This window comes from Streptomyces sp. NBC_00829 (assembly GCF_045161795.1).
Taxonomy (GTDB): Bacteria; Actinomycetota; Actinomycetes; order Streptomycetales; family Streptomycetaceae; genus Streptomyces.
Window position 1 is genome coordinate 7,996,490 of sequence record NZ_CP108867.1, and the last position, 19,574, is coordinate 8,016,063.

The 19,574-nt window shown below is 69.5% G+C and carries 20 protein-coding genes; 5 read left to right on the forward strand and 15 right to left on the reverse strand.

What is annotated here, in order from left to right:
* Positions 1-242 precede the first annotated feature (242 nt).
* The 6 genes from OG293_RS35690 to OG293_RS35715 all read right to left on the reverse strand — a co-directional run bounded on the left by OG293_RS35690 (position 243) and on the right by OG293_RS35715 (position 4,786).
* Positions 243-587 (reverse strand): hypothetical protein, encoded by a 345-nt coding sequence (locus OG293_RS35690; RefSeq protein WP_406002888.1) that lies wholly within the window; start codon positions 585-587, stop codon positions 243-245.
* A 309-nt stretch (positions 588-896) separates the two neighbouring features.
* The gene (locus OG293_RS35695; RefSeq protein WP_406002889.1) at positions 897-1,274 is read right to left on the reverse strand and encodes a VOC family protein; all 378 of its coding nucleotides are present in this window, start codon (positions 1,272-1,274) and stop codon (positions 897-899) included.
* Positions 1,255-1,644 carry a hypothetical protein gene (locus OG293_RS35700; RefSeq protein WP_406002890.1) on the reverse strand — a complete coding sequence of 130 codons (390 nt, stop codon included), beginning with the start codon at positions 1,642-1,644 and terminating at the stop codon, positions 1,255-1,257. The genes OG293_RS35695 and OG293_RS35700 overlap by 20 nt, the downstream gene beginning before the upstream one ends.
* Before the next feature lie 128 nt (positions 1,645-1,772).
* Positions 1,773-2,138, reverse strand: coding sequence for a hypothetical protein (locus OG293_RS35705; RefSeq protein ID WP_406002891.1), 366 nt, complete (start codon positions 2,136-2,138; stop codon positions 1,773-1,775).
* 192 nt (positions 2,139-2,330) lie between these two features.
* Positions 2,331-3,572: an SLC13 family permease gene (locus OG293_RS35710; RefSeq protein ID WP_406002892.1), complete on the reverse strand. Its 1,242-nt coding sequence runs from the start codon at positions 3,570-3,572 to the stop codon at positions 2,331-2,333.
* Complete coding sequence (locus OG293_RS35715) at positions 3,557-4,786, reverse strand: CaiB/BaiF CoA transferase family protein (protein ID WP_406002893.1); 1,230 nt, start codon at positions 4,784-4,786, stop codon at positions 3,557-3,559. The genes OG293_RS35710 and OG293_RS35715 overlap by 16 nt, the downstream gene beginning before the upstream one ends.
* 200 nt (positions 4,787-4,986) lie before the next feature.
* On the opposite strand from OG293_RS35715, the gene OG293_RS35720 reads away from it, so the two are divergent.
* Positions 4,987-5,559 (forward strand): MaoC family dehydratase, encoded by a 573-nt coding sequence (locus OG293_RS35720; protein ID WP_406002894.1) that lies wholly within the window; start codon positions 4,987-4,989, stop codon positions 5,557-5,559.
* A gap of 99 nt (positions 5,560-5,658) precedes the next feature.
* Here OG293_RS35720 and OG293_RS35725 read toward each other — a convergent pair whose 3' ends face one another.
* The 4 genes from OG293_RS35725 to OG293_RS35740 form a co-directional block, all read right to left on the reverse strand.
* Positions 5,659-6,516 carry an HpcH/HpaI aldolase/citrate lyase family protein gene (locus OG293_RS35725; RefSeq protein WP_406002895.1) on the reverse strand — a complete coding sequence of 286 codons (858 nt, stop codon included), beginning with the start codon at positions 6,514-6,516 and terminating at the stop codon, positions 5,659-5,661.
* Positions 6,513-6,881 (reverse strand): ATP-binding protein, encoded by a 369-nt coding sequence (locus tag OG293_RS35730; RefSeq protein WP_406002896.1) that lies wholly within the window; start codon positions 6,879-6,881, stop codon positions 6,513-6,515. Before OG293_RS35730 ends, OG293_RS35725 begins: the two co-directional genes overlap by 4 nt.
* Positions 6,882-7,148: 267 nt before the next feature.
* Positions 7,149-8,159 carry a LysR family transcriptional regulator gene (locus OG293_RS35735; protein WP_406002897.1) on the reverse strand — a complete coding sequence of 337 codons (1,011 nt, stop codon included), beginning with the start codon at positions 8,157-8,159 and terminating at the stop codon, positions 7,149-7,151.
* The gene (locus OG293_RS35740) at positions 8,113-9,066 is read right to left on the reverse strand and encodes a helix-turn-helix transcriptional regulator (RefSeq protein ID WP_406003816.1); all 954 of its coding nucleotides are present in this window, start codon (positions 9,064-9,066) and stop codon (positions 8,113-8,115) included. Before OG293_RS35740 ends, OG293_RS35735 begins: the two co-directional genes overlap by 47 nt.
* Positions 9,067-9,200: 134 nt before the next feature.
* On the opposite strand from OG293_RS35740, the gene OG293_RS35745 reads away from it, so the two are divergent.
* Together OG293_RS35745 and OG293_RS35750 are read left to right on the forward strand one after the other, a co-directional pair.
* Positions 9,201-9,836, forward strand: a complete 636-nt coding sequence (locus OG293_RS35745; RefSeq protein WP_406002898.1) for a YbhB/YbcL family Raf kinase inhibitor-like protein — start codon at positions 9,201-9,203, stop codon at positions 9,834-9,836.
* A 386-nt stretch (positions 9,837-10,222) separates the two neighbouring features.
* Positions 10,223-10,738: a nuclear transport factor 2 family protein gene (locus OG293_RS35750; protein WP_406002899.1), complete on the forward strand. Its 516-nt coding sequence runs from the start codon at positions 10,223-10,225 to the stop codon at positions 10,736-10,738.
* 394 nt (positions 10,739-11,132) lie between these two features.
* On the opposite strand, the gene OG293_RS35755 is transcribed toward OG293_RS35750, so the two are convergent.
* From OG293_RS35755 to OG293_RS35775, 5 genes are all read right to left on the reverse strand, one after another.
* Positions 11,133-11,702 carry a hypothetical protein gene (locus OG293_RS35755; RefSeq protein WP_406002900.1) on the reverse strand — a complete coding sequence of 190 codons (570 nt, stop codon included), beginning with the start codon at positions 11,700-11,702 and terminating at the stop codon, positions 11,133-11,135.
* A gap of 339 nt (positions 11,703-12,041) precedes the next feature.
* On the reverse strand, positions 12,042-12,617 hold the full coding sequence (locus OG293_RS35760) for a hypothetical protein (protein ID WP_406002901.1): 576 nt from the start codon (positions 12,615-12,617) through the stop codon (positions 12,042-12,044).
* 133 nt (positions 12,618-12,750) lie between these two features.
* Positions 12,751-13,986: an ABC transporter permease gene (locus tag OG293_RS35765; protein WP_406002902.1), complete on the reverse strand. Its 1,236-nt coding sequence runs from the start codon at positions 13,984-13,986 to the stop codon at positions 12,751-12,753.
* Positions 13,987-14,024: 38 nt separating this feature from the next.
* Positions 14,025-14,750: an ABC transporter ATP-binding protein gene (locus OG293_RS35770; protein WP_406002903.1), complete on the reverse strand. Its 726-nt coding sequence runs from the start codon at positions 14,748-14,750 to the stop codon at positions 14,025-14,027.
* Positions 14,751-14,755: 5 nt separating this feature from the next.
* On the reverse strand, positions 14,756-16,327 hold the full coding sequence (locus tag OG293_RS35775) for a hypothetical protein (protein WP_406002904.1): 1,572 nt from the start codon (positions 16,325-16,327) through the stop codon (positions 14,756-14,758).
* Between the two features lie 335 nt (positions 16,328-16,662).
* On the opposite strand from OG293_RS35775, the gene OG293_RS35780 reads away from it, so the two are divergent.
* Together OG293_RS35780 and OG293_RS35785 are read left to right on the forward strand one after the other, a co-directional pair.
* Positions 16,663-17,370: a response regulator transcription factor gene (locus OG293_RS35780; RefSeq protein WP_406002905.1), complete on the forward strand. Its 708-nt coding sequence runs from the start codon at positions 16,663-16,665 to the stop codon at positions 17,368-17,370.
* A gap of 1 nt (position 17,371) precedes the next feature.
* Positions 17,372-19,228, forward strand: coding sequence for a sensor histidine kinase (locus tag OG293_RS35785; protein ID WP_406002906.1), 1,857 nt, complete (start codon positions 17,372-17,374; stop codon positions 19,226-19,228).
* Positions 19,229-19,574 lie beyond the last annotated feature (346 nt).

Genomic DNA, 19,574 nt, shown 5'->3' on the forward strand with positions numbered 1-19,574 from the left:
CGGCACGGGTCGTCGGCATGGCCGGCTTCTGCACCGGATCCTGGCGGGCGGCATCAGAACGCATCATGTCTGAGGCAACCGTTGGGTATCCCTGGTGCGCCGCTAGTGGACGGACCATCACTCGCGGCGACGTCCAGCTGCACCGGTGGGTCCGGCGGACGGCCCGCAGAGCGTGGGGTTTCGTAGACCTGTGGGCGGTGCGTTCGGCGGCGTGGCCCGCTGTGCGGACCTCCGCCATTCGATCAGCTGGGCCAGTAGATCCACGCCGAGCATCCGACGTGGTCCTCGCACACGCGGAACTGCTTGATCTGCGAGTTGTACGTGGCCCAGGGGCCCCAGTCGCCGTGGGCGCCGTTGCCGTCCCACTGGGACACGTGGGCGCCGTTGGCCAGGTAGGCGTCGGCGTACACGCCGTTGCCGTCCGACTCCCCGTCGAAGGCCCGCATCGAGTAGGAGGTGGCCTGTGCCCTGTCCGAGCCATGGCTGGCAGTGGCCGCGGAGGCCGAGGTTGCCGTGGTGATCGCCAGCAGAGCGGCTCCGCCCAGGACCGTCGAGGCCCTCAGCAGCGTTTTCGGTGACACCTTCATGATTTCCCCCTTCATCAAGGGCATGTGCGGTCAGCGGAAACCCTACAAATCACCTCACACAATCCACCAGCGCGGAATGCGTCAAACCTGTTGTGGTTATGCCTACTTGACACCGAGACACAAGGGTCGCGCACCGCAGGTGGGCCAGGTCAGCAGGCATGGGAGCCCCGGTGCCGAGGCGCCGCCAGGAGCACCACCTCGCCCGGCGGCGCGCGGCAGGCTGACGGGCGGGACGAAGCGGGTGCGTGCCTGGCAATCGATCGCCGACGAGTAGTCAGGCACGCAAAGCTCCTGGTGAGCATGTGTAGTTCACTGGAGCCGGGCGTGCAGGAGGCAGAATTCATTGCCCTCCGGGTCGGCCAGGACGTGCCAGCTCTCGGTGCCGGTCTGGCCGATGTCGACGGGCCTGGCGCCGAGAGCGAGCAGCCGCTCCAGCTCGGCGTCCTGGTCGCGGTCGGTGGCGTTGACGTCGATGTGCAGTCGGAGCTTCCCGGGCCGCGGGTCGCTGCTGGGGCTCAGGACGAGAGGGGGCTGCGGGCCGCCGAAGCCGGCATCGGGCGGCCCGATCTGGATGCTTCCGTCGTCCTCCCGGTCGAGTTCGACGTAGCCGAGGACCTTGCTCCAGAATGCGGCGAGCCGGTCGGGGTCGGCGGCGTCGATGACCAGCTCACTGATGCGGCATGCCATGCCCGTCAGTGTACGCAGGCAACCCGAGATGCACTGATCGCCGCGCTTCCCGGGCGGTCGCCACGGTGCCGAGCCGCATCAGCACATGAGGCAGACCAGCGATTTCCAGCAGCCTCGTCAACTCCAGTCTCAGCGCGTCCTGTTTGCCGAAGCCTTCCTCGGAACGGACGCCGGGTCGCAGGACGTCGTCACCGAAGGCGCTGTGATCGGCGGCGGCACGCAGCAGGGCCGCGGGACTCATGCCGAAGTGCCGCAGCACAGCGAGCGCCAGGAGCCCCCACCGCCCAGGAGTAGCACCGCCTTGAGTCGCCCAGCCGTCGAGCAGCAGCGCCGCGGGCGTATCGCCGTCGGCGACGGGCTCGGCGTCCACGCTCCAGTCGGGGATCCGGACCTGCTGAAACTGGGTAGGTTCTGGGCCGATGCCGCGAAAAGGAGACCCTAGGATCTCCACGTCCCTGGTGTATCCGGCGTTCTCCCTCTCGAGGGTGGCTTTCGGTCTCAGGAAACCCGCTTGATCGTCCAGGTGTTGGGGTCATGGCTGGGCACCGCCGAGTACTGGCAAGCGCCGCTGTAGAAGCGGTTCACCTGCACCCAGCCAGCCGGGGGCAGTGTGGAGGAGCAGGCGTTCACGGTGGAGCCGATGGGCATGCCGGAGACCTGCTGGATCTTCTTCATATTGGGGTTGAACGTGGTGCCGCACGCCCAGCTGTTCCACCACTGCACATCGACCCAGCCGGACGGCGTCAGGGAGCTCGAGCACATGGTCGCGGTGTCGCCGGGGGAGGCCGAGGCCGATGCCCCGGGGAGCGCGACGCAAGCGGCAGCAGTCAGCAGGGCCAGCGAGGCCGAACGGAGACGGACCATGGTGGTACCTCCAGATTCAATCGATCTTCATGCGCGAACTCCACAATCAAAACTGTTTCTCCATATGTGAAAGTAGTCAGTTATCGGACTGACCTCATCGTGACCGAAAAATGGGTGCCGCCCACGATCGCGGCTGGCCGAACGCGCTCGCGGCGAGTACCCGAGCCGCCACGAGCGGCTCGGGTACGTCCGTCAGAGCACCACGAACGCGAACCAGGCCGCGACCGGGGCGATCGCGCACACGCCCGCGCCCCAGCGGAGCAGGCCGCGGTACGTGTCCGTGCGTACCTGTTCCGGTGTGTTGGCGACCACCAGCGCACCGTTGGTGGAGAAGGGGCTCGCGTCGACGACGGTCGCGGCCGAGGCGAGAGCGATGACCATGCCGGTGGTCGCGATGGACCCCGACGCCAGGAACGGGGCCGCGAGCGGCATCAGGGCCCCCAGGATTCCCGTGGTGGAGGCGAACGCCGACACGATCCCGCCGACGTAGCAGATCAGCAGCGCCGCCATCAGTGGGGCGCCGACCGCTGCGATCGTCTCACCGAGGGAGTCGACGACACCCAGCTTCTGCAACAGGGCGATGTAGGTGACGATGCCGCACACGAGCAGGACGACGGGCCAGGCGATCTCCTTCGAGGCTCGTTGGGCCGTGGCGCGGAACACCAGGGCCAGGGCCGCGGCGAGGGTGAGCGCGAACAGGCCGGTGTCCAGGGAGAAGACGGTGGTGCCGACCACCAGGAGCACCATCGCGAGGAGCGTGGCGGCCTGCTCCGGCCCGAGGACCGGCGCGGCCGGAGTCTCGGTGGCGGACACCTTCGCCAAGGCCACGCCTGTGCGGCGACGGCGGCCGAAGAACAGCCATGTCACCACGGCGGCGGCGAGGTTGACGGCGAAGGTCCCCGCGAACAGGGCCGCTCCATCGACATGCAGATGATTGGCCGCGAGGGAGGAGTTCACGATGCCTCCCAGGATGCCTGTGGGGGCGAAGCTGCCCGCTGCGGCTCCGTTGACGGCCATCAGACCCGCGTACAGCGGGCTCATGTTGTGGCGCACCGCGAAGGTGATGCCGATGGGCGCCACGATGGCAACTGCCGCGGGGGAGGCGGCACCCGTGGCGCACAGCATCGTGGCGAGCAGGAAGAGAACCCACGGCACCACGCCGACGCGGTTGCCGGCGGCGCGCACCGCGGCATGGACGAGCCAGTCCACGGTTCCGTTCGTGCGGGCGATGCCGAAGAGGAAGGTGACGGCGATCAGGACGACGAACATGTCGGCCGGGAAACCCGCCAGAACCTCCTTGGCGGGATGTCCGAGCCACACTGCCCCGAAGAGGAAGGTGGAAATCAGGGCGAGGATGCCCATGTTGAGGCCGGTGAGGCTGGCGAGCACGAAGACGACGGCCAGGACCAGGACGCCGATCAGTTCAGTGGACATGGCGCCATTCCTTCGGGTGAGTGCTCGACGGGGGTGTCGATCCAGGCAAGGACAGAGTCGGTGTGCTCGCCCAGGGCGGGCACGGAGCGAAGGCGCGCGGGCGGCTGCCCATGGACCGTGACGGGTGGCACGAGGCCGTGCAGTTCGCCGACCGGACTGTCGAACGTCGCCCAGCGGCCCCGGGCGCGGAGCTGCGCGTGATCGCTGAATTCCTGCATGGTGCGCCGCTGTGCGTGGGCGATCCGTGCCTCGTCGAGCCGGCCGATGAGCTCGGCCGAGGTCAACGCCAGGGTCGTTTCCTGCACGATGGCGTCGAGTTCGGCACGGTGGGCGACCCTGTCGGCGTTTCCGATGAAGCGGGAGTCGTGCTGAAGCCGGGGACGGCGCAGAACGATCTCGCAGAAGGCCGCCCATTCGTGTGCGTTCTGAAGGCCGAGCATGACGCTCCGGCCGTCGCTGGTGGGGAAGGGCCCGTAGGGGGCGATGGTGGCGTGGCCGGCCCCTGTGCGGGCGGGAGCCGTGCCGCCGTAGCGGGTGAAGTACTCGGCGTACCCCATCCATTCGCCGAGCGCTTCGAGCATGGAGATCTCCAGCTGGGTGCCGAGTCCCGTACGGGCGCGGTCCAGCAGCGCCGTGAGGATGCCGGAGTAGGCGTACATCCCGGCACAGATGTCGGCGATGGACAGGCCCACCTTGGAGGGCGCTTCGGGCGTGCCGGTGATGGAGAGCAGCCCGGCCTCGCTCTGCACGAGGAGGTCGTATGCCTTGCGGTCACGGTACGCGCCGGTGCTGCCGTATCCCGAGATGTCACAGGTGATCAGCCCGGGGTGGGTCATGGCGAGTGCGGCGTGGCCGATACCGAGGCGTGCGGCGGCCCCGGGGGCGAGGTTCTGGACGAGGACGTCGGCGCGGTCGACGAGGGCGTGCAACCGCCGGTTGCCCTCGGGGGAGCGCACATCGAGCTGGACGCTCTCTTTTCCGCGGTTGAGCCATACGAAGTGACTGGACATGCCGCGTACGGTGCGGTCGTAGCCGCGTGCCAGGTCACCACTGCCGGGCCTTTCGACCTTGATGACGCGTGCGCCGAGATCGGCGAGCTGGCGGGTCGCGAAGGGCGCGGCCACGGCCTGTTCGAGCGAGACGACGACGAGGCCGGCGAGCGGACCGTCCTGGGGTCCGTCAGCGGGGTGATGCGGGGGATGCGGCTCGGGCATGAATTCCCTCCCGGGGAAATCCAGATCAGGTGTGGAGACACTTTCCTTCCACCGCAGGCCGTTGTGAAATGACGAAATGGCCAGGACGTTATGCGTGGCACGCATGGTGTGACGAGGAGGGTGGGCCATACGCCGTGCGCATGGTGAGGGACACGATTCGTCATTTCACACGCCCGGACTTACGTTCCGAGAATGAGGACATGACGAACGAGAACCACAGCGACACCGCTCAGCACCGTGCCCCCGTTGGGGGTTGGCAGGGCCGCTACTACGAGGACTTCGCGGTCGGCGACGTGTACCGGCATCCTCTTGGCCGGACCGTGCTGGAGACCGACAACGCGTGGCTGACCCTGCTGACGCAGAACACGGCCCCCCTGCACTTCGATCGGCATTATTCGGCCCAGACGGTGTGGGGCAAGCCACTGGTCGACTCCACATTCACCCTGGCCCTGGTGACCGGGCAGAGCGTCACCGACGTCTCCCAGCATGTGATGGCGAACCTCGGGTGGGACCGGGTACGGCTGCCCAACCCGGTGTTCGAGGGCGACACGATCTACTCGCAGTCGGAGGTCCTCTCCGCCCGGACCTCGTCCAGTCGCCCGGACGTCGGCATTGTGTGCGTGCGCACGATCGGTTTCAACCAGGACGGCGTCATCGTCATCACCTTCGAGCGGACGCTCATGGTCTACCGCCGGGGACACGGGCCGTCGTTCGCCGCGGTGCAGCCCGTGTGGGACGAGCGGTCGAGGGCGGCGGCGGGGCTGGACGGCTGAGCCGACTGCCACAGCACAGGGCGGGCCCCGCAGCATCTGCTGCGGGGCCGCCCCTTTTGTTTGCGGACAGGTTCTGGGGCCTGTTGTCTGGATCGGGGTCTAGAAGATCTCCGCGCCGCCCTGCGCCGCGGCCGACTCCAGAAGGCCACGGGCGTGTTCGAGTCGTGGCCGGTCGATCATCTCGCCGTCCACACGGACCGCCGCCCCGTCGCTGGCGGCGGCCTGTTCGAGTACGCGGCGGGCCCAGGCGACCTGTTCCGGCCCCGGGCTGTAAGCGGCGTTGACCGGGGAGATCTGCGAGGGGTGGACGCAGAGCTTTCCGGTGAAGCCGCCCGCCCCGCTTCGGGCGGCCTCGGACCGCACCGCCGTGACGTCGTCGAGCTGCAGGGCGGGGCCGTCGATGGGGCCACGCAGTCCTGCGGCCCGGCTGGCGATCACCAGCCGGGTGCGGGGGTAGGCCCACGCCTCGGGTGCGTCGCCGAGTCCGGTCTCGCGACGGAAGTCGGCGACGCCGAACGCGAGGGCGAAGGTTGCGGGCTCCGAGGCGATGCCAAAGGCGTTCTCGATACCGAGCGAGGTCTCGACGAGAGCGACGATCGGCAAGGCCCCGGGCAGGAGAGCGGCCGTGGCGGCGACGTCGTCGGCGCGCTCAGTCTTCGGGAGCATCACGCCGGTGACCGCGGGCAGGAGGGCGACCGCGGCCAGATCGTCACGCCAGTGGTCGCTGGTGCGATCGTTGATCCTGACCCACACGGGCAGGTCGTCGGAGCTGCGGCGGAACAGGCATTCGCGGGCGTGGAGCTTGCGCGCGGGAGCGACCGCGTCCTCAAGGTCGAGGATGACCGCGTCCGCGCCCGGCTCGTCGCGGCTCCATGAACGGCGGCGGGGGTAGCGCTCGGGCCGGTCCGCCGGCGTGAAAAGCCACGAGCGGGCGTGGCGCGGCTCAAGGGTCATCATGTCTCCTTGCAGGTGCGGAATGCTGTGACGCGAAGGCCGGCCCTGACGGTGCAACGGCGGCTCAAGGCATCGGTCTCGACCCATTCGGCGAGGTGGTCGACGATGGCGAGTCCCCGGCCGCATTCCTCGTCCCGCCGTGCGGTGCAGGGCGATGTGCGGGCCACCGGCACGTTGCCGGAGTCGGAGACCTCGATGCACAGCGTCGGGCCGTGGAGGGACAGACTCACGGCCATCTCGGCGCCCCCGTGCTGGGCGGCGTTCGCGCCCAGCTCACCGACGATCAGGATGGCCGACTCGCGGTCGGCCGCTGCCACGCCCCAGGTGATGAGCAGGGCGGAGGCGAAGTGACGGACGGAGCGCACCATACGTTCCTCGGCGACCGTGACCACCACACCACGAAGGGGGGCGGCAGCGCGGGAAAGCGGTGCTCGGACCACATCAGCCGTGCGTGGCCGGGAAGGCGGGGCTTGCGTCGAGCGCCCGTCCCCACCGAGCCGCGCAGCGGTGGTGGTTGTGTTTCTGCTCATAAGGCAATGCTGAGAGGGTTTGGCCCTCTTTGTGAAATGACGCGTCCTACACGGCTTCATGCACGCGGCGCATCGTCGCAGCGTACGGGGGGTGGGGCGCTGGTCCTACGGCTCGGTCGGCCGGGCGGTGGAGCGGACGTGGTCGTAGAAGCGCGCCACGACCGCGGCGCGCGGCCCACCGGCAGGCACGATCACGCCGATCGTCCGGAACGCTCCCGGGTCGGTCAGCGGCACGGGAACGGCACGGCCCTCCTGGGCGGACGCGTCGCCGGTGCTGGGCACCACGGCCACACCCAGCCCGGACGCCACCAGGGTCCGAAGCGTACTGAGCTCGGTGCACTCCATGACGATCCGGGCGGTGAACCCGGCTTCCTCGCACAGCCGGTCGGCCACCTGACGCAGTCCGAACTCGGGCTGCAGCGCGACGAATTCCTCCTCCGCCAGGTCGGCCGTTCCCACCCGCCTGCGGGACGCCAGGCGGTGCCCGGCAGGGACGAGAAGACACAGCGGCTCGTCCTGGAGCGGCGTCCACACGAGATCGTCACCGGCAGGGCGGGGGCTGGTGATGCCCAGATCGAGCCTGCCGTGGCGGACGCCGTCGACAACGGCGTCCGCGGCGCTGCCGCGCAGCTCGAAAGTGGTTGCTGGGGCGATCCTGCGGTATCCGGCGAGAAGTTCGGGCACCAGCCAGGAGCCGTACGAGTGGAGGAAGCCGAGGGCGATGGTCCCCGTGTCGGGGTCGACGAGGGTGGCGATGCGCTGTTCAGCGCGGTCGATCTCGCTGATGGCGCGTACGACATGTGCCCGGAACACCTCGCCGTACTTGTTCAGCCGCAGCCGGTTCTGCTGCCGGTCGAACAGCGGCACGCCCACGCGCTTCTCCAGGCGTGCGATGGCGCGGGACAGAGTGGGCTGGGCGATATTGAGCCGCTCCGCTGCCGAGGTCACATGCTCGGACTCCGCAAGAGCCACAAACCACTGCAACTCCCTGATCTCCATGAAGCCACCATACGTGCGGTGCATCATCGCGCCCCAGCCGCCGCACAGGGCTCCAGGTGCCCGTCCGTCCTCACCGTCGTCCCGGCCCGCGCCGGGGAACGCCTTCCGGCCGCTCACGGCCGCCGGTCGCCTCGGGGCGGACCGTCTGCGCCACGATGGAGTGCACATCAGGTCCGGTCAGGGAGCTGACGCGGTTCACCATCAGCTCGCGCAGACACCGTTCGGCGGCCGCGTCGGCGGGAGTAACGACGATCATGCTGTGCTCCGCGCCCTGCAGGGTGGCCAGCGTGTCGTAGCGGACGGTCAACTCGCCGACGACCGGGTGTCTGATCCGTTTGGTCCCGTGGGCGCGCTGCTTCACCGTGTGGTCGTCCCACCAGGCAGCAAACTCCGTGCTGCCCGCCCGTAGTTCGGCGATGAGCTCCCGCAGTCTCGCGTCGTCCGAACGGCGAGCGAGAGTGGCCCGCAGGTTACCGACCGTCTCGCGTGCCACATGGGCCCAGTCCAGCTGCATGGCCCTCATGCGCGTCTGAAGGAAGAGCAGCCGCGCGGCATTGCCCGCATCTCCCGTACCGAAGTCCTCGCCGAACAGCGCTGCGGCGGCGTTGTTGTGCGCCAGGATGTCGAGGCGGAAGTCGACGATGTACGCGGGCAGCAGCGGCATTCCGTCCAGCATGACGCGCAGCGACGCACCGACCGGCAGGGAGATGTGACGGGCGACCGGAGCCTGCCCCCGGGCGATCACATGCAGATGCTGCCGCTCGGCGGGCGACAGCCGCAGTGCCCCGGCCAGGGCGTCCAGCACCCCAGTGCCGGGCATACCCACGCGCCCCTGCTCGAGCCGGATGTACCAGTCGACACTGACGGCCGCCAGCTGTGCCACCTCCTGGCGGCGCAGTCCCGGGGTGCGCCGACGGCCCACGTCCGGCAGCCCGACGTCCTGGGGCAGCAGCCGTCCCCGCATGGCCCGCAGGAACTGCGCCAGCTCTTCGTGCCGCTGTGTTCGACGATGCTCCACGCCCATCATCGTCCGGCATGGCGGCGCGTTGTCCACCCCCGAGCGTGGTACCGCGCGTACCAGCATGCGAAGGGCCTTCCTGCCCGTCGGCCCGTGTCCCGATGGTGGACACCACCACCCGCCATCCTCAGGAGGACCTCATGAAGAAATCCCTGCGAACCGCCGCGTCGGCGGCCGTCGCCACCATCGCCGCCGTCACGACAGGTGTGGTCGCGACGGCGGCGATGGGGCACGGCTCCGCGGCCGGCCCCGCCGACCAGGCCGGCTATGGCTACACCAGGATCCGCAAAGGCGTCCCGGACTCCGCCGAACGCTTCACGGTGACCAGCCCGGATGTGCGCAACGGGGGCGCGTTCCCGGCCGACGCCTGGGCCGACGCCTTCGGCTGCACCGGCGCGAACCGGCAGATCCGGCTGGCGTGGAGCGGAGCGCCGCGGGCCACCCGGAGCTACGCGGTCACCATGTTCGACAGGGACGCGCCCACGGGGGCGGGCTTCTGGCACTGGCTGGTCTGGGACGTCCCCGCTTCCTACGACGGCCTCGGACCCCAGCTTCCCGCCGGAGCGGTTGCGGGGACCGGGGACTCCGGCAAGGTCGGGTATCTGGGGCCGTGCCCGCCCGGCGGCGACATCCTCCACCACTACGAGATCTCCGTGTACGCGCTGGATGTGCCCAGCCTGCATCTGCCCGCGACCACGACGCCCACCGTCGCCGCGTTCACCATGTCCAGCCATGTCATCGGCCAGGCCAGGATCACGGCGACGGCCCGCCACTGATCTTCCGCACGTGCATGACTGCGGGCTCTGGCTCAGCTTCCGTGCAGCAGCCACTGTGAGTGACGGTTGAACGTCTCCGGTCGACCTCACGGCTGAGCCACAGGCGTTTGAGGACCTGTCCGATGCCGAACGGCACGTGCGCCATTGGCAGGTTCGGGTGGGTGGACAGGAGTGGGCAGTGCTGGACAGACACCGACCCTGCAGGGCCTGGAGAGTGGACACCGCGGGAGACGAGTCTGTGGGCCATGAAGACGGACGAGGCAGCGCGCCAATGTCCTCGGCCGGGAACGGCGCTGCCGCTCACCCAGTCGCGGAAGACCCCGCACCTGCCCGGCAACGTCTCCGACAAGGCCGCACCCACACCCGCACCCGAAGGAGCATCAACCATGACGTCCCGCCCGTTCCGGACCATGACTGTGCTGACCGCCGCCGCAGCCCTCTGCGCCACCGCCTCCATCACCTCCACCGCCTACGCCGCGCAGGACACCAACCGGCGCGTGCCGGGGATCGTCAGTGCCTGGGCCCGCGCCTGGAACGGCACCGACCCCCAGGCGCTCGGCGCCCTGTTCACTGCCCGCGGCACCTACACCGACGAAGCCGTGGGCATCACCTTCCGTGGCCGCAAGGAGATCGCAGGGTGGAAGGCCCGCGCCGACACCCTCATTGACAACGTCCACGTCACCATCCGCGCTGCCCACCGCGAAGGCGACCGCATCACCGTCCGGGCCGTCTACTCCGGCCACCTCAAGGGTGCGCCCAAACCCTTCGCCGTGCCGATGACCACCCTGCTCGGCCTCGACAAGAACCACTGCCGGATCGCCTCCGACCAGGACCACTACAGCCTGGCCACTGTCCTCACCCAGTCCGGCCTGCCCGCCGACTGGACCCCGCCCGCCAGCTGACGGCAGCGCGAGCACACACCGCACACGCCGGTCTCCCCACCGCGCAACGCCGCGCTCCCAGCCGGCGAGGGGAGGACGCCCGTCCCGGCACTGGCCGGCCACGAAGGTGGCCGGCCAGTCGTCGCTTCACCGACCGCACCAGAAGTCCGACCGCGCCGCACACGGGATGCCTCGCAGGTCTCCAGCCGCCCGAGTTCGAGATCGGGCCGTAGGGCTGAGGGGTGCCGGTCGAGGTGGCGGAGCCGCTGGTGGGTGAGAACGGGGGCATGACGACCTGGTTCCGCACCTACGGCCCATGACGCCTACAACGCGCGATCGCCGCAGTCGGGGGCGTTGGGCCACGTCACCGCACCTCTGCCGCCGCGACCGTCATTTCAGCGGTACGGGCCGGTGGTTACCTCGGGGCGAATACATCGAGCTCGCACCTGTCGAGCCATTGGGCCTGCGGATCGGGCGGAAGACTGTTCGGCAGTGTGAGTGTGCCGTCGTCATTCGCGATCGCGACGATGTCGTGGGCGCGCAGGCACTTCACCCAACGGTCCATTTTTTCACGGAAGTCCGGGTCCTTCCTGGCGGACCGCTCCGTGAGGTACTCAGGCTGCTTCTGCCAGCAATGCTTCTGGCCTTTCGCGATATCGTTCTTGTTGGCGGGCTCTACCTTCTTGCCATACTTGATCATCTTGACGCCGTGCTGCTCCAGACAGTCGTTGTACACCCGGTTCACCCTTTCTATCTCCTCGGCGGAGGTGTCCGGCCTGAAGAGGGGCCGCACGTCCTGCGACTGCCGTGACGCTTCCTTCTTGCCGCCCGCTACGCTCGCGACGCCTGTGTTCTGTTCGTCCTTGGCCGAATCGGGCTCTCCCGTGCACCCTCCGAGTACGCCTATCGAGGCGAGCGCGCTGACCGTCACCAGCAGGCGACCGGCGCTTGGTGTTCGGGGACGGGGTATGTCAGTGCGTTCCATGGTGCGAACCTCAGTTGTGGTGTTGGGCCCGGTCAGGGTGGGGGTGTTGGATATGGGTGGTGTCGGGTGTGGCTGACGGAGTCCGCCGTCTGTGGGGTTGCGTTGGGTTTGCGTTGGGGTTGCGTCAGGCTGAAGCCGGCGCCGCGGTCGGGGACGGCCGGGAGGCGCGGACGGCCGGGTAGACGCCGACGAGCACCGCGCCGCAGAGCCCACTGCTCACCGCGGCCGGCGCGATGACCCGCGGTCAGTCCTTGTACGCCGCATAACCCGGCACCGAGGGACACGCTCCTGCGGGGCCCGGCCGGTTCGGCCGCCGTGTTCGGCGGTGCAGCGCGGCGGTTATTTCGCGAGGAACGCTTCGGCCTCGCACTTCTTGGCCCATGTGAACGCGTGCTCGTCCACGTTCGAGTCGTCGAGCGCGAGCAATCCGTCGTCCTGGACCGTCGCTTTGACGTCGTGGGCGCGCAGGCACTTCTCCCAGCGGTCGGCTTTCTCCCGGAATTCCGGATCCTCCCTGGCGGCCCGCATCTCCAGGAGTTCAGGCTCCTTGCTCCCGCAGGTCTTCTGGGCTTCCTTGTACGGCGCGTCCTGGCGAAAGGGGCCTTTGTAGCTGCCGTCCGCGTTCATCAACATCTTGACCCCCTTCTTGGAGAGGCAGTCCATCCACACCTGGCTCACCCTGTGCTCCTCCCCCTCGGAGGTGTCGGGCCGGATGAGGGGCCGCTCGTTCTGCGCCGACGGTGACGGCGACGCCTTCTTGGGGCCCGCTACGCTCGCGACGCCCGTGTCACGCGCGTCATCGGTCGACTCGGACCCGCCTCCGCATGCCCCGAGCAGGCCCATCGAGGCGAGCGCGGCGACGGTCGCGAGCAGGCGCACGGCGCCTGGTGAACGGGGCACATCGGCAGTGTGCATGGTGTGATCCTCTCCTGGACGCTCCAGAAACCGGTAGGGGTGCGATGCAGATCGTAGGGGTCGGGTGGCTGCCGCCCGGGGAGGCCGTCGGCGGAGCCGTCGGGCTGTAGGGCGAGGGCGCGCGCAGGGCGCGTCATGCCGAGGCCAGCGCCGTGGTCGGGGACAGCCGGGAGGCGCGGACGGCCGGGTATACGCCGGCGACGACGCCGACGAGCACCGCGCCGCAGAGCCCGCTGCTCACCGCGGTCACCGGGATGACCGGCGGCCAGTCCTTGTACGCCGCGTAGCCCATGGTGCCGAGCACGCCGAGGGTGATTCCGGCGAGGCCACCGAGGCCGGACAGTGCGATCGATTCGGTGAGGAACTGGCCTCGGATCTGGCCCCGGTTGGCGCCCAGCGCGCGGCGCAGTCCGATCTCGCGGCGGCGTTCCAGTACGGAGATGACCATGGTGTTGGCGACGCCGATGCCGCCGACCAGCAGCGCGACACCGGCCAGGCCGATGAACAGCCCCGAGAACGTGGCCTCGGTGGAGCGTTTCGCGGCCAGGGCGTCCGACGGTCGGCTGACCTGCACCTCGCTCGGGGACTGCGGGCTGATCGTGGCGGGGAGTACCGCGTGCACATCCTCGACCGCCGCTTCGTCCGCCTGGAGGAACAGTTGCGTCGGCCGGAGGTCGAAGCCGAGCATGTTGTGGGCTGCCTCCCAGCCGACCAGGACGGAGCGGTCGATGTCCGGGGTCAGTGGGACGGAACGCAGGATCCCGATGACGCTGAACCACCGGTCGTTGATCAGTACGAGCGGTGGCGGATCACCGGGGCGCAGGTCGGGGTAGCCGAGACGAGCCGCCGCGACCGTGCCGAGAACTGCGGTGGGGATCCGTTCGGTGGCCTTGGAGAAGTAACGGCCGGAGCGGACCTTTGCGTTGATCACGTCGAGCAGGTTCGGCTGGGCGGCCAGCACCGTCATTCCGGAGGCGTCGAGCGGACCCTGCTGGTCGGAACGCCGTACCACGGCGTGAGTGTTGGCCACCGCGGTCACAGCGTTCACGGGTCCGATGCGTTTGACCATCGCGACCGACTCGGGCGGGAACGAGGCTGGCTTGTCACCCGAGGTCTTGTTCGCGACGGCCTGGAGCCGATCGGTGCCGAGCGCGGTCAGCTCCTCGTTCAGTGCCTTCTGGCTGGAGGCCGGGATCCCGGTGACCACGATCATCGTGGCGATGCCGATGGAGATGCCGAGCGCGGACAGCGCCGCCCGAATCCGCCGGGTGCGAATGCCGATCAGCCCGAGGCGAAGCAGGTCGGCGGGCGAGAGCCGAACGGGCCGGTGCAGCGGAGTTGTTGCGGACTGGTGCCGCCCGCGTGTCAACAGGCGCCACCGCGTGGCGCGGCGCCACGGGGCCCCCGTCACGGCGCGACCCCGACGGCGCCGATCCTGTCGCTGGTGGCGTCCCTGCCGGCGGCGGTGTCGGTGATGATGCGGCCGTCCTGGATTTCCACCCGCCGAGGCAGGTGCGCGGCGATGTCCCGGTCGTGGGTGATGAGCGCGATCGTGGTCCCCTCCTCGTTGAGCTGGGTGAGCAGTTCCAGCACGGCATGTCCGTTCGCGGTGTCCAGCGCGCCGGTCGGCTCGTCCGCGAGTACGAGCGTGGGTTCATGGACGAGAGCCCGGGCGATGGCCACCCGCTGCCGTTCGCCGCCGGAGAGTTGGTGTGGCCGGTGGCCGGCCCGGTGGGCCAGGCCCACCCGCTCCAGCGCGGCGAGAGCGAGCGGGCGGCGCCGCTTCCTCGGAACCCCGGCGTAGAGCAGACCGGTGGCCACGTTCTCGGTGGCGGTCAGCCCCTCGGAGAGGTGGAACTGCTGGAAGACGAAGCCGAGCCAGCGTCCCCGCAGGGCGGACAGTTGCCGGTCCGGCAGGGTGGTGACATCCTGACCGGCGATCACGACGCTGCCGCTGGTCGGCAGGTCGAGGGTGCCCATGATGTTCAGCAGGGTGGACTTGCCCGAGCCGGACGGGCCGACGATGGCCAGGAGTTCGCCCTCCCGTATCTCCAGACAGACCCCGGCCAGAGCCTTGACCCCGCCGGGATATTCGACCGTGGCGTCACGGACCGACAGGACAGGGGTGTGCACGTCCGTCACGATGACGTCACCACCGAGGTGCCTTCGGCTATGCCGTCCCCGGTGATCTCGGCCATGCCCTTGGCGATCAGCCCGGTCTTCACCGCGACGACCTGCCCGCCGGCGGTGCGCAGACCGTAGCCGCCCTCGCGGAGCGCGAGCAGCGCGGTGACCGGAACCACGAGTACCCCGGCCCGGGTCTCGGAGACGAACTCCACCTGGACCGGCGCCGAGTCGAGTTTCTTCACCTTGTCCGGGTCCTTGAACGCGACCGTGACGGTCATCTTCGCCGGTCCGGGGCCCTGCTCCGGTGCCTCGGCGGCGGTGCCGACGCCGGCCACCGTGCCGGCGGCCGAGGCGCCGTCCGGGAGGCGTATGGTCACCGGATCGCCGCGTCTGATGGAGCCCGCCTGGGAGGTGTCCACCGCCACGATCACGGCCTTGGCGGTCGAGGTCACCTTCAGCAGCGGCGCAGCGGCCGCGTCACCCACCTGGGCACTCGCACTGTCCACCCGGACCGCGCCGCTGAGTACCGCCACGTCCCCGGGCGCGAGCACTCCGGTGGACGGCATCCCCATGCGGGTCTGCCAGCGTTTGATCGCCTGCACCAGCTTGTCCGTGAGGACGCCGTCACCGGACTTGACCTTCACCCGCGTTACCGTACCGGTGCCTGCGGCCGACCCCGTTCCCGCTGTTTCGGCCGTGCCCGGCGAGTGGGCGGGGCCGGCGGCGGAATCCGCAGGCGGCGGGCTCGCGCCGTCGGCCCTTCCCTTGCCGGGGGAGGTCGAGGGTTTGGCCGAGGCGGAGTTGCCGGGTGCCGGGTCCTGCTCGCCGCCCGTCGGCGCCGTGTTGTTCGCCGGAGTGGTCACGGTGACGACCTCGCCCGGCGAGGGCTGGGACCCGATGTCGTAATCCAGGGCCCGCAGGTTGTCGGCGATCACCTTCACGTCCCGCCCGACCAGGTTCCGGCCCTCAAGACGCCTGTAGAGGGGCACGGTGCCGTAGAAGACCGGCACCGGCCGGTCGTCGACGCGGTACAACTCCTTGCCCCGGGACACTGTGGTCCCGGCGGCGGCCAGCCACGTCACGATGCCGTCCTTGGCCCCTTTGACCGCCTGCGGCTTGGCGTAGCCGAGTGTGCCGTCGAGGGACCGGCTGTCGGACAGATCCTTCCGTACGACCTTGACCGTAGTCGTCTTCGGCTCCGCCTTGGAAGTCTTCGAACTGCCGCCCTCTCCCCACGGCACCCCCACAGTGAATTCCGCCCCGGCCAGCCCGATCACGAGCAGGGCAGCGATGATCCCGTTACGGCGCCGCCTGCTTGACGCAACGGCGCTCGTGGTGGCCGTGCTTGTGCCGGTGGGATCCTCGTCGGTCTGGATGTGGCCCCCTCCGCTTGGCGCAACGGCCCTGATGGTGATGGTGGCATCGTCGTTCGGCCGGACAAGGGGCTCGCTCGGGGCACCGGCGCTGGTGGCGGCGGGATCATCGTCCGCCCGGACGGGGCGCATGCCGGGCGCAGCGGCCCTGATGGTGACGGTGGCATCGTCGTTCGGCCGGGTGCCGGGCTCGCCTCCCTGGCGGGTCACCGCGAGACCACAGCGGCGGACGGGCGAAGGACCACCACTCCTGCCGCACCGCAGGAACGGGGGGCGCCGTCTGGGACACATGTGCGGCCCCGGACGTGACTCCACACGGCCGGTTCGGTGGCTTGAGCGGTGTCTCGGATCATGCGGAAGACTCCCAGAGTGACGCGGACGACCGCCGGGAACGCGGACGCGTCCGGCGGTCGGAAGCGAGCCATGGGCCCGACTTCGTGTGCAGAGCCGACCATGCCGAACTGGTATCAGGACGCCCTCAGCAAGAAGTATTGAGATTGTCAGAATGATGAGCCCGACCGAAGCCCCTGCTTATAGTCACCGTCATGAGTGCACGAATCCTGGTCGCGGAAGACGACGCCAGGCAGGCGCAGGTGCTGCGGATGTACCTGGAGTCCGAGGGGTACATCGCGATCGTCGTGCACGACGGGCGCTCGGCGATCGACGCCGTCCGCCGGATCCAGCCGGACCTGCTCGTCCTCGATGTGATGATGCCGAACGTCGACGGACTCGATGTGTGCCGCATCCTGCGCCAGGAATCGACCATGCCGGTCCTGATGCTGACGGCCAGGTCCGGTGAGAACGACCTGCTCCTCGGCCTCGACCTCGGCGCCGACGACTACGTGACCAAGCCCTACAGCCCACGCGAGCTGATGGCCAGGGTCCGAACCCTGCTGCGCCGCGTCGAGCGCGCCGCGCCACCTGACGACGGGGTCCTGCGGGTGGGAGCGATCACGTTGGACCCGCTCCGGCACGAGGTACGGGGGGCGTCCGGCCAGCCCGTCACGTGCACCCGCGGGGAGTTCAGCATCCTGTCGGCGATGGTGGCCGAGCCCGGCCGGGTGTTCACCCGCCAGCAACTCCTGGAGCGCACCCGGGGGTGGGACGTCTCCTCGACCAATCGCACCATCGACATGCACGTCATGAACCTGCGGAAGAAACTGGAACTCGACCCGCGCCGCCCCACCCATCTGATCACCGTCCACGGCATCGGCTACAAGCTGACCCCGGGAACCGACCCGGCAGGGAACTGACGTGCGCCGCTCCGGGGTTGCGCTGCACAACAGCCTCTTCGTCCGGCTGCTCGCCGCGTCCCTGCTGGTCGCGGTCTGTGCCGTGGCCGCGACCACCTGGCTGGCCGTCACCACCACGACGCGGGCGATCAGCACGGAACAGGGCCGGTCATCGAAGGCCGACGCAGGCATCTACGACGCCCTGATCGGCTACTCGGCCACCCACACCGACTGGGGCGGGGTGCAGTCACTGGTCCGTGAGCTCGGGGCGCGGACCGGCAGAGCGATCACCCTCACCACCGCCGCCCGCACCACCCTCGCCAGCTCCGAGTCGACCGTGCGTGTTCCGGACCGGCCGGCCGCCACCATCGACCCGCTGCGACTCGACCCGGTCCTGTCCCGTGAGAGCACCATCGGTCCGATCGACCCGCGCGCGGTGGGCCCGTTCCTCCTGGAGGGCGAGGACCGGGAGCTAGTGCGGCAGAGAGTGCAAAAGATCACCGACTGCCTCACCGAAAGCGGGGTCGCCACCAAGGTCAACCCTCTGCCCAGCGGGCGTTCCACGATCCAGCCCACCGGGCCCAAATCCGAAATCAGAGTGAAGCTGATGGAAGCCTGCGGCATCGATCTGCTCAAGGTGCCCACGCCGTTGGAGCGAATGCCGCTCGCCCAAGTCAGCGAACTGGCTTCGGAGTGCCTCAAGCAGCAGGCAAGACCACCAGTCGACGTATTCGCCGACTTCTCCTGGCGCTTCACCGGCCACAGCGAGCGCCAGGAGTACTCCGACCGCGCCGCGCAGGAGTGCGTGAACGAAGGCCGCCGACAGCAGCTGCGGCCCTATGTCTCGCCCCCTGTCATGCTCTTCGTCGCCGATCCAGGACATCCGACCACCGAGACCGTCAAGCTCTCGACGGCGAACACCCTGCGGATCTCGGGCGCCGCGGGCATCGTCCTGACCGTCACCTGCGCTGTGACCATCCTGCTGGGCGTCCGCCTGGTCCGGCCGCTGCGCGCCCTGATCACGGCAGCCCAACGTCCCGCCGACGAGGCGGTGCGGGTCCCGGTGCTGACCAAGGACGAGATCGGCCACGTTGCCGCCGCCTTCAACGACCTCGCCGAGCGCAGAGAGTCCCTGGAGCGGCAGCGCAGGGCGATGGTCAGCGACGTGGCGCACGAACTGCGTACCCCGTTGACCAACATCCGCAGCTGGCTGGAGGCGGCTCAGGACGGTCTGACACCGACCGATCAGCAGTTGCTCGCCCTTCTTCTGGACGAGGCGATGCTGCTCCAGCACGTCATCGAGGACCTGCGTGACCTTGCCGAGGCCGAGTCCGGCAGTCTCGTACTGCACCCTGAACCGCTGCCCGTGCGGCAGGTACTGGAACAGGTCGCGGTGGCGCACCACGGGGCCGCCGGTCCGGCGGGCGTCGAGCTTGCGATCGAGGCCGCCGAGGAACTCGAGGTGCACGCCGATCCGGTGCGGTTGCGTCAGGTGATCAGCAACCTGGTCTCCAACGCGGTCAGGCACACACCGAGCGGGGGCCGCGTCGTCCTGCGGTCCCGGGCGCAGGGCACAGAGCTGGTCGTGGAAGTCGCCGACTCCGGGAGCGGTATCGATGCGGCGGACCTGCCTCATGTCTTCGACCGGTTCTGGCGGGCGGACAAGTCCCGCAACCGGCAGACCGGCGGCAGCGGCCTCGGGCTGGCCATCACCCGCAAACTGACCGAGGCACACCACGGCACCGTCTCGGTCGTCAGCACACCCGGCGTCGGCTCGGTGTTCACCGTCCGACTCCCGAGCGGTGAGGCCCCCGACGAAGGCGCACCGCGCGGGTCGCCCCCGGGTGTGAAGGCCGACACGGACACCGGGCGGTCCTGACCCCACGATCCGCTCGGCCATCCACCTTCTGACAGCACCCGGAGAAGGAGTTCCCGCAAGAACATCGCCAACGCCCAGGTCACACCGGCGTCCGTGGGGGAGGGGCCGTCCGGCACGGGTGGACGACCGGCCGACCTCCCACCTGGAGGTACGGAAATCCCCCTGCGGCCGAAGGGGTTGGCACCGTTGGTCTTCGACGGCGGTGCCCTTCCCGCCGGGCGGGTGGCCGTCGGGCGGAGCCGTCGAACCGCGTCCTCGTCGTCGGCGTCGCTGACGGGACGGGACGGGACGGGACGGAGGAGCCTCTCGCGCTTGTCGTCGACATGCCCTGTGATCCAGATCACGG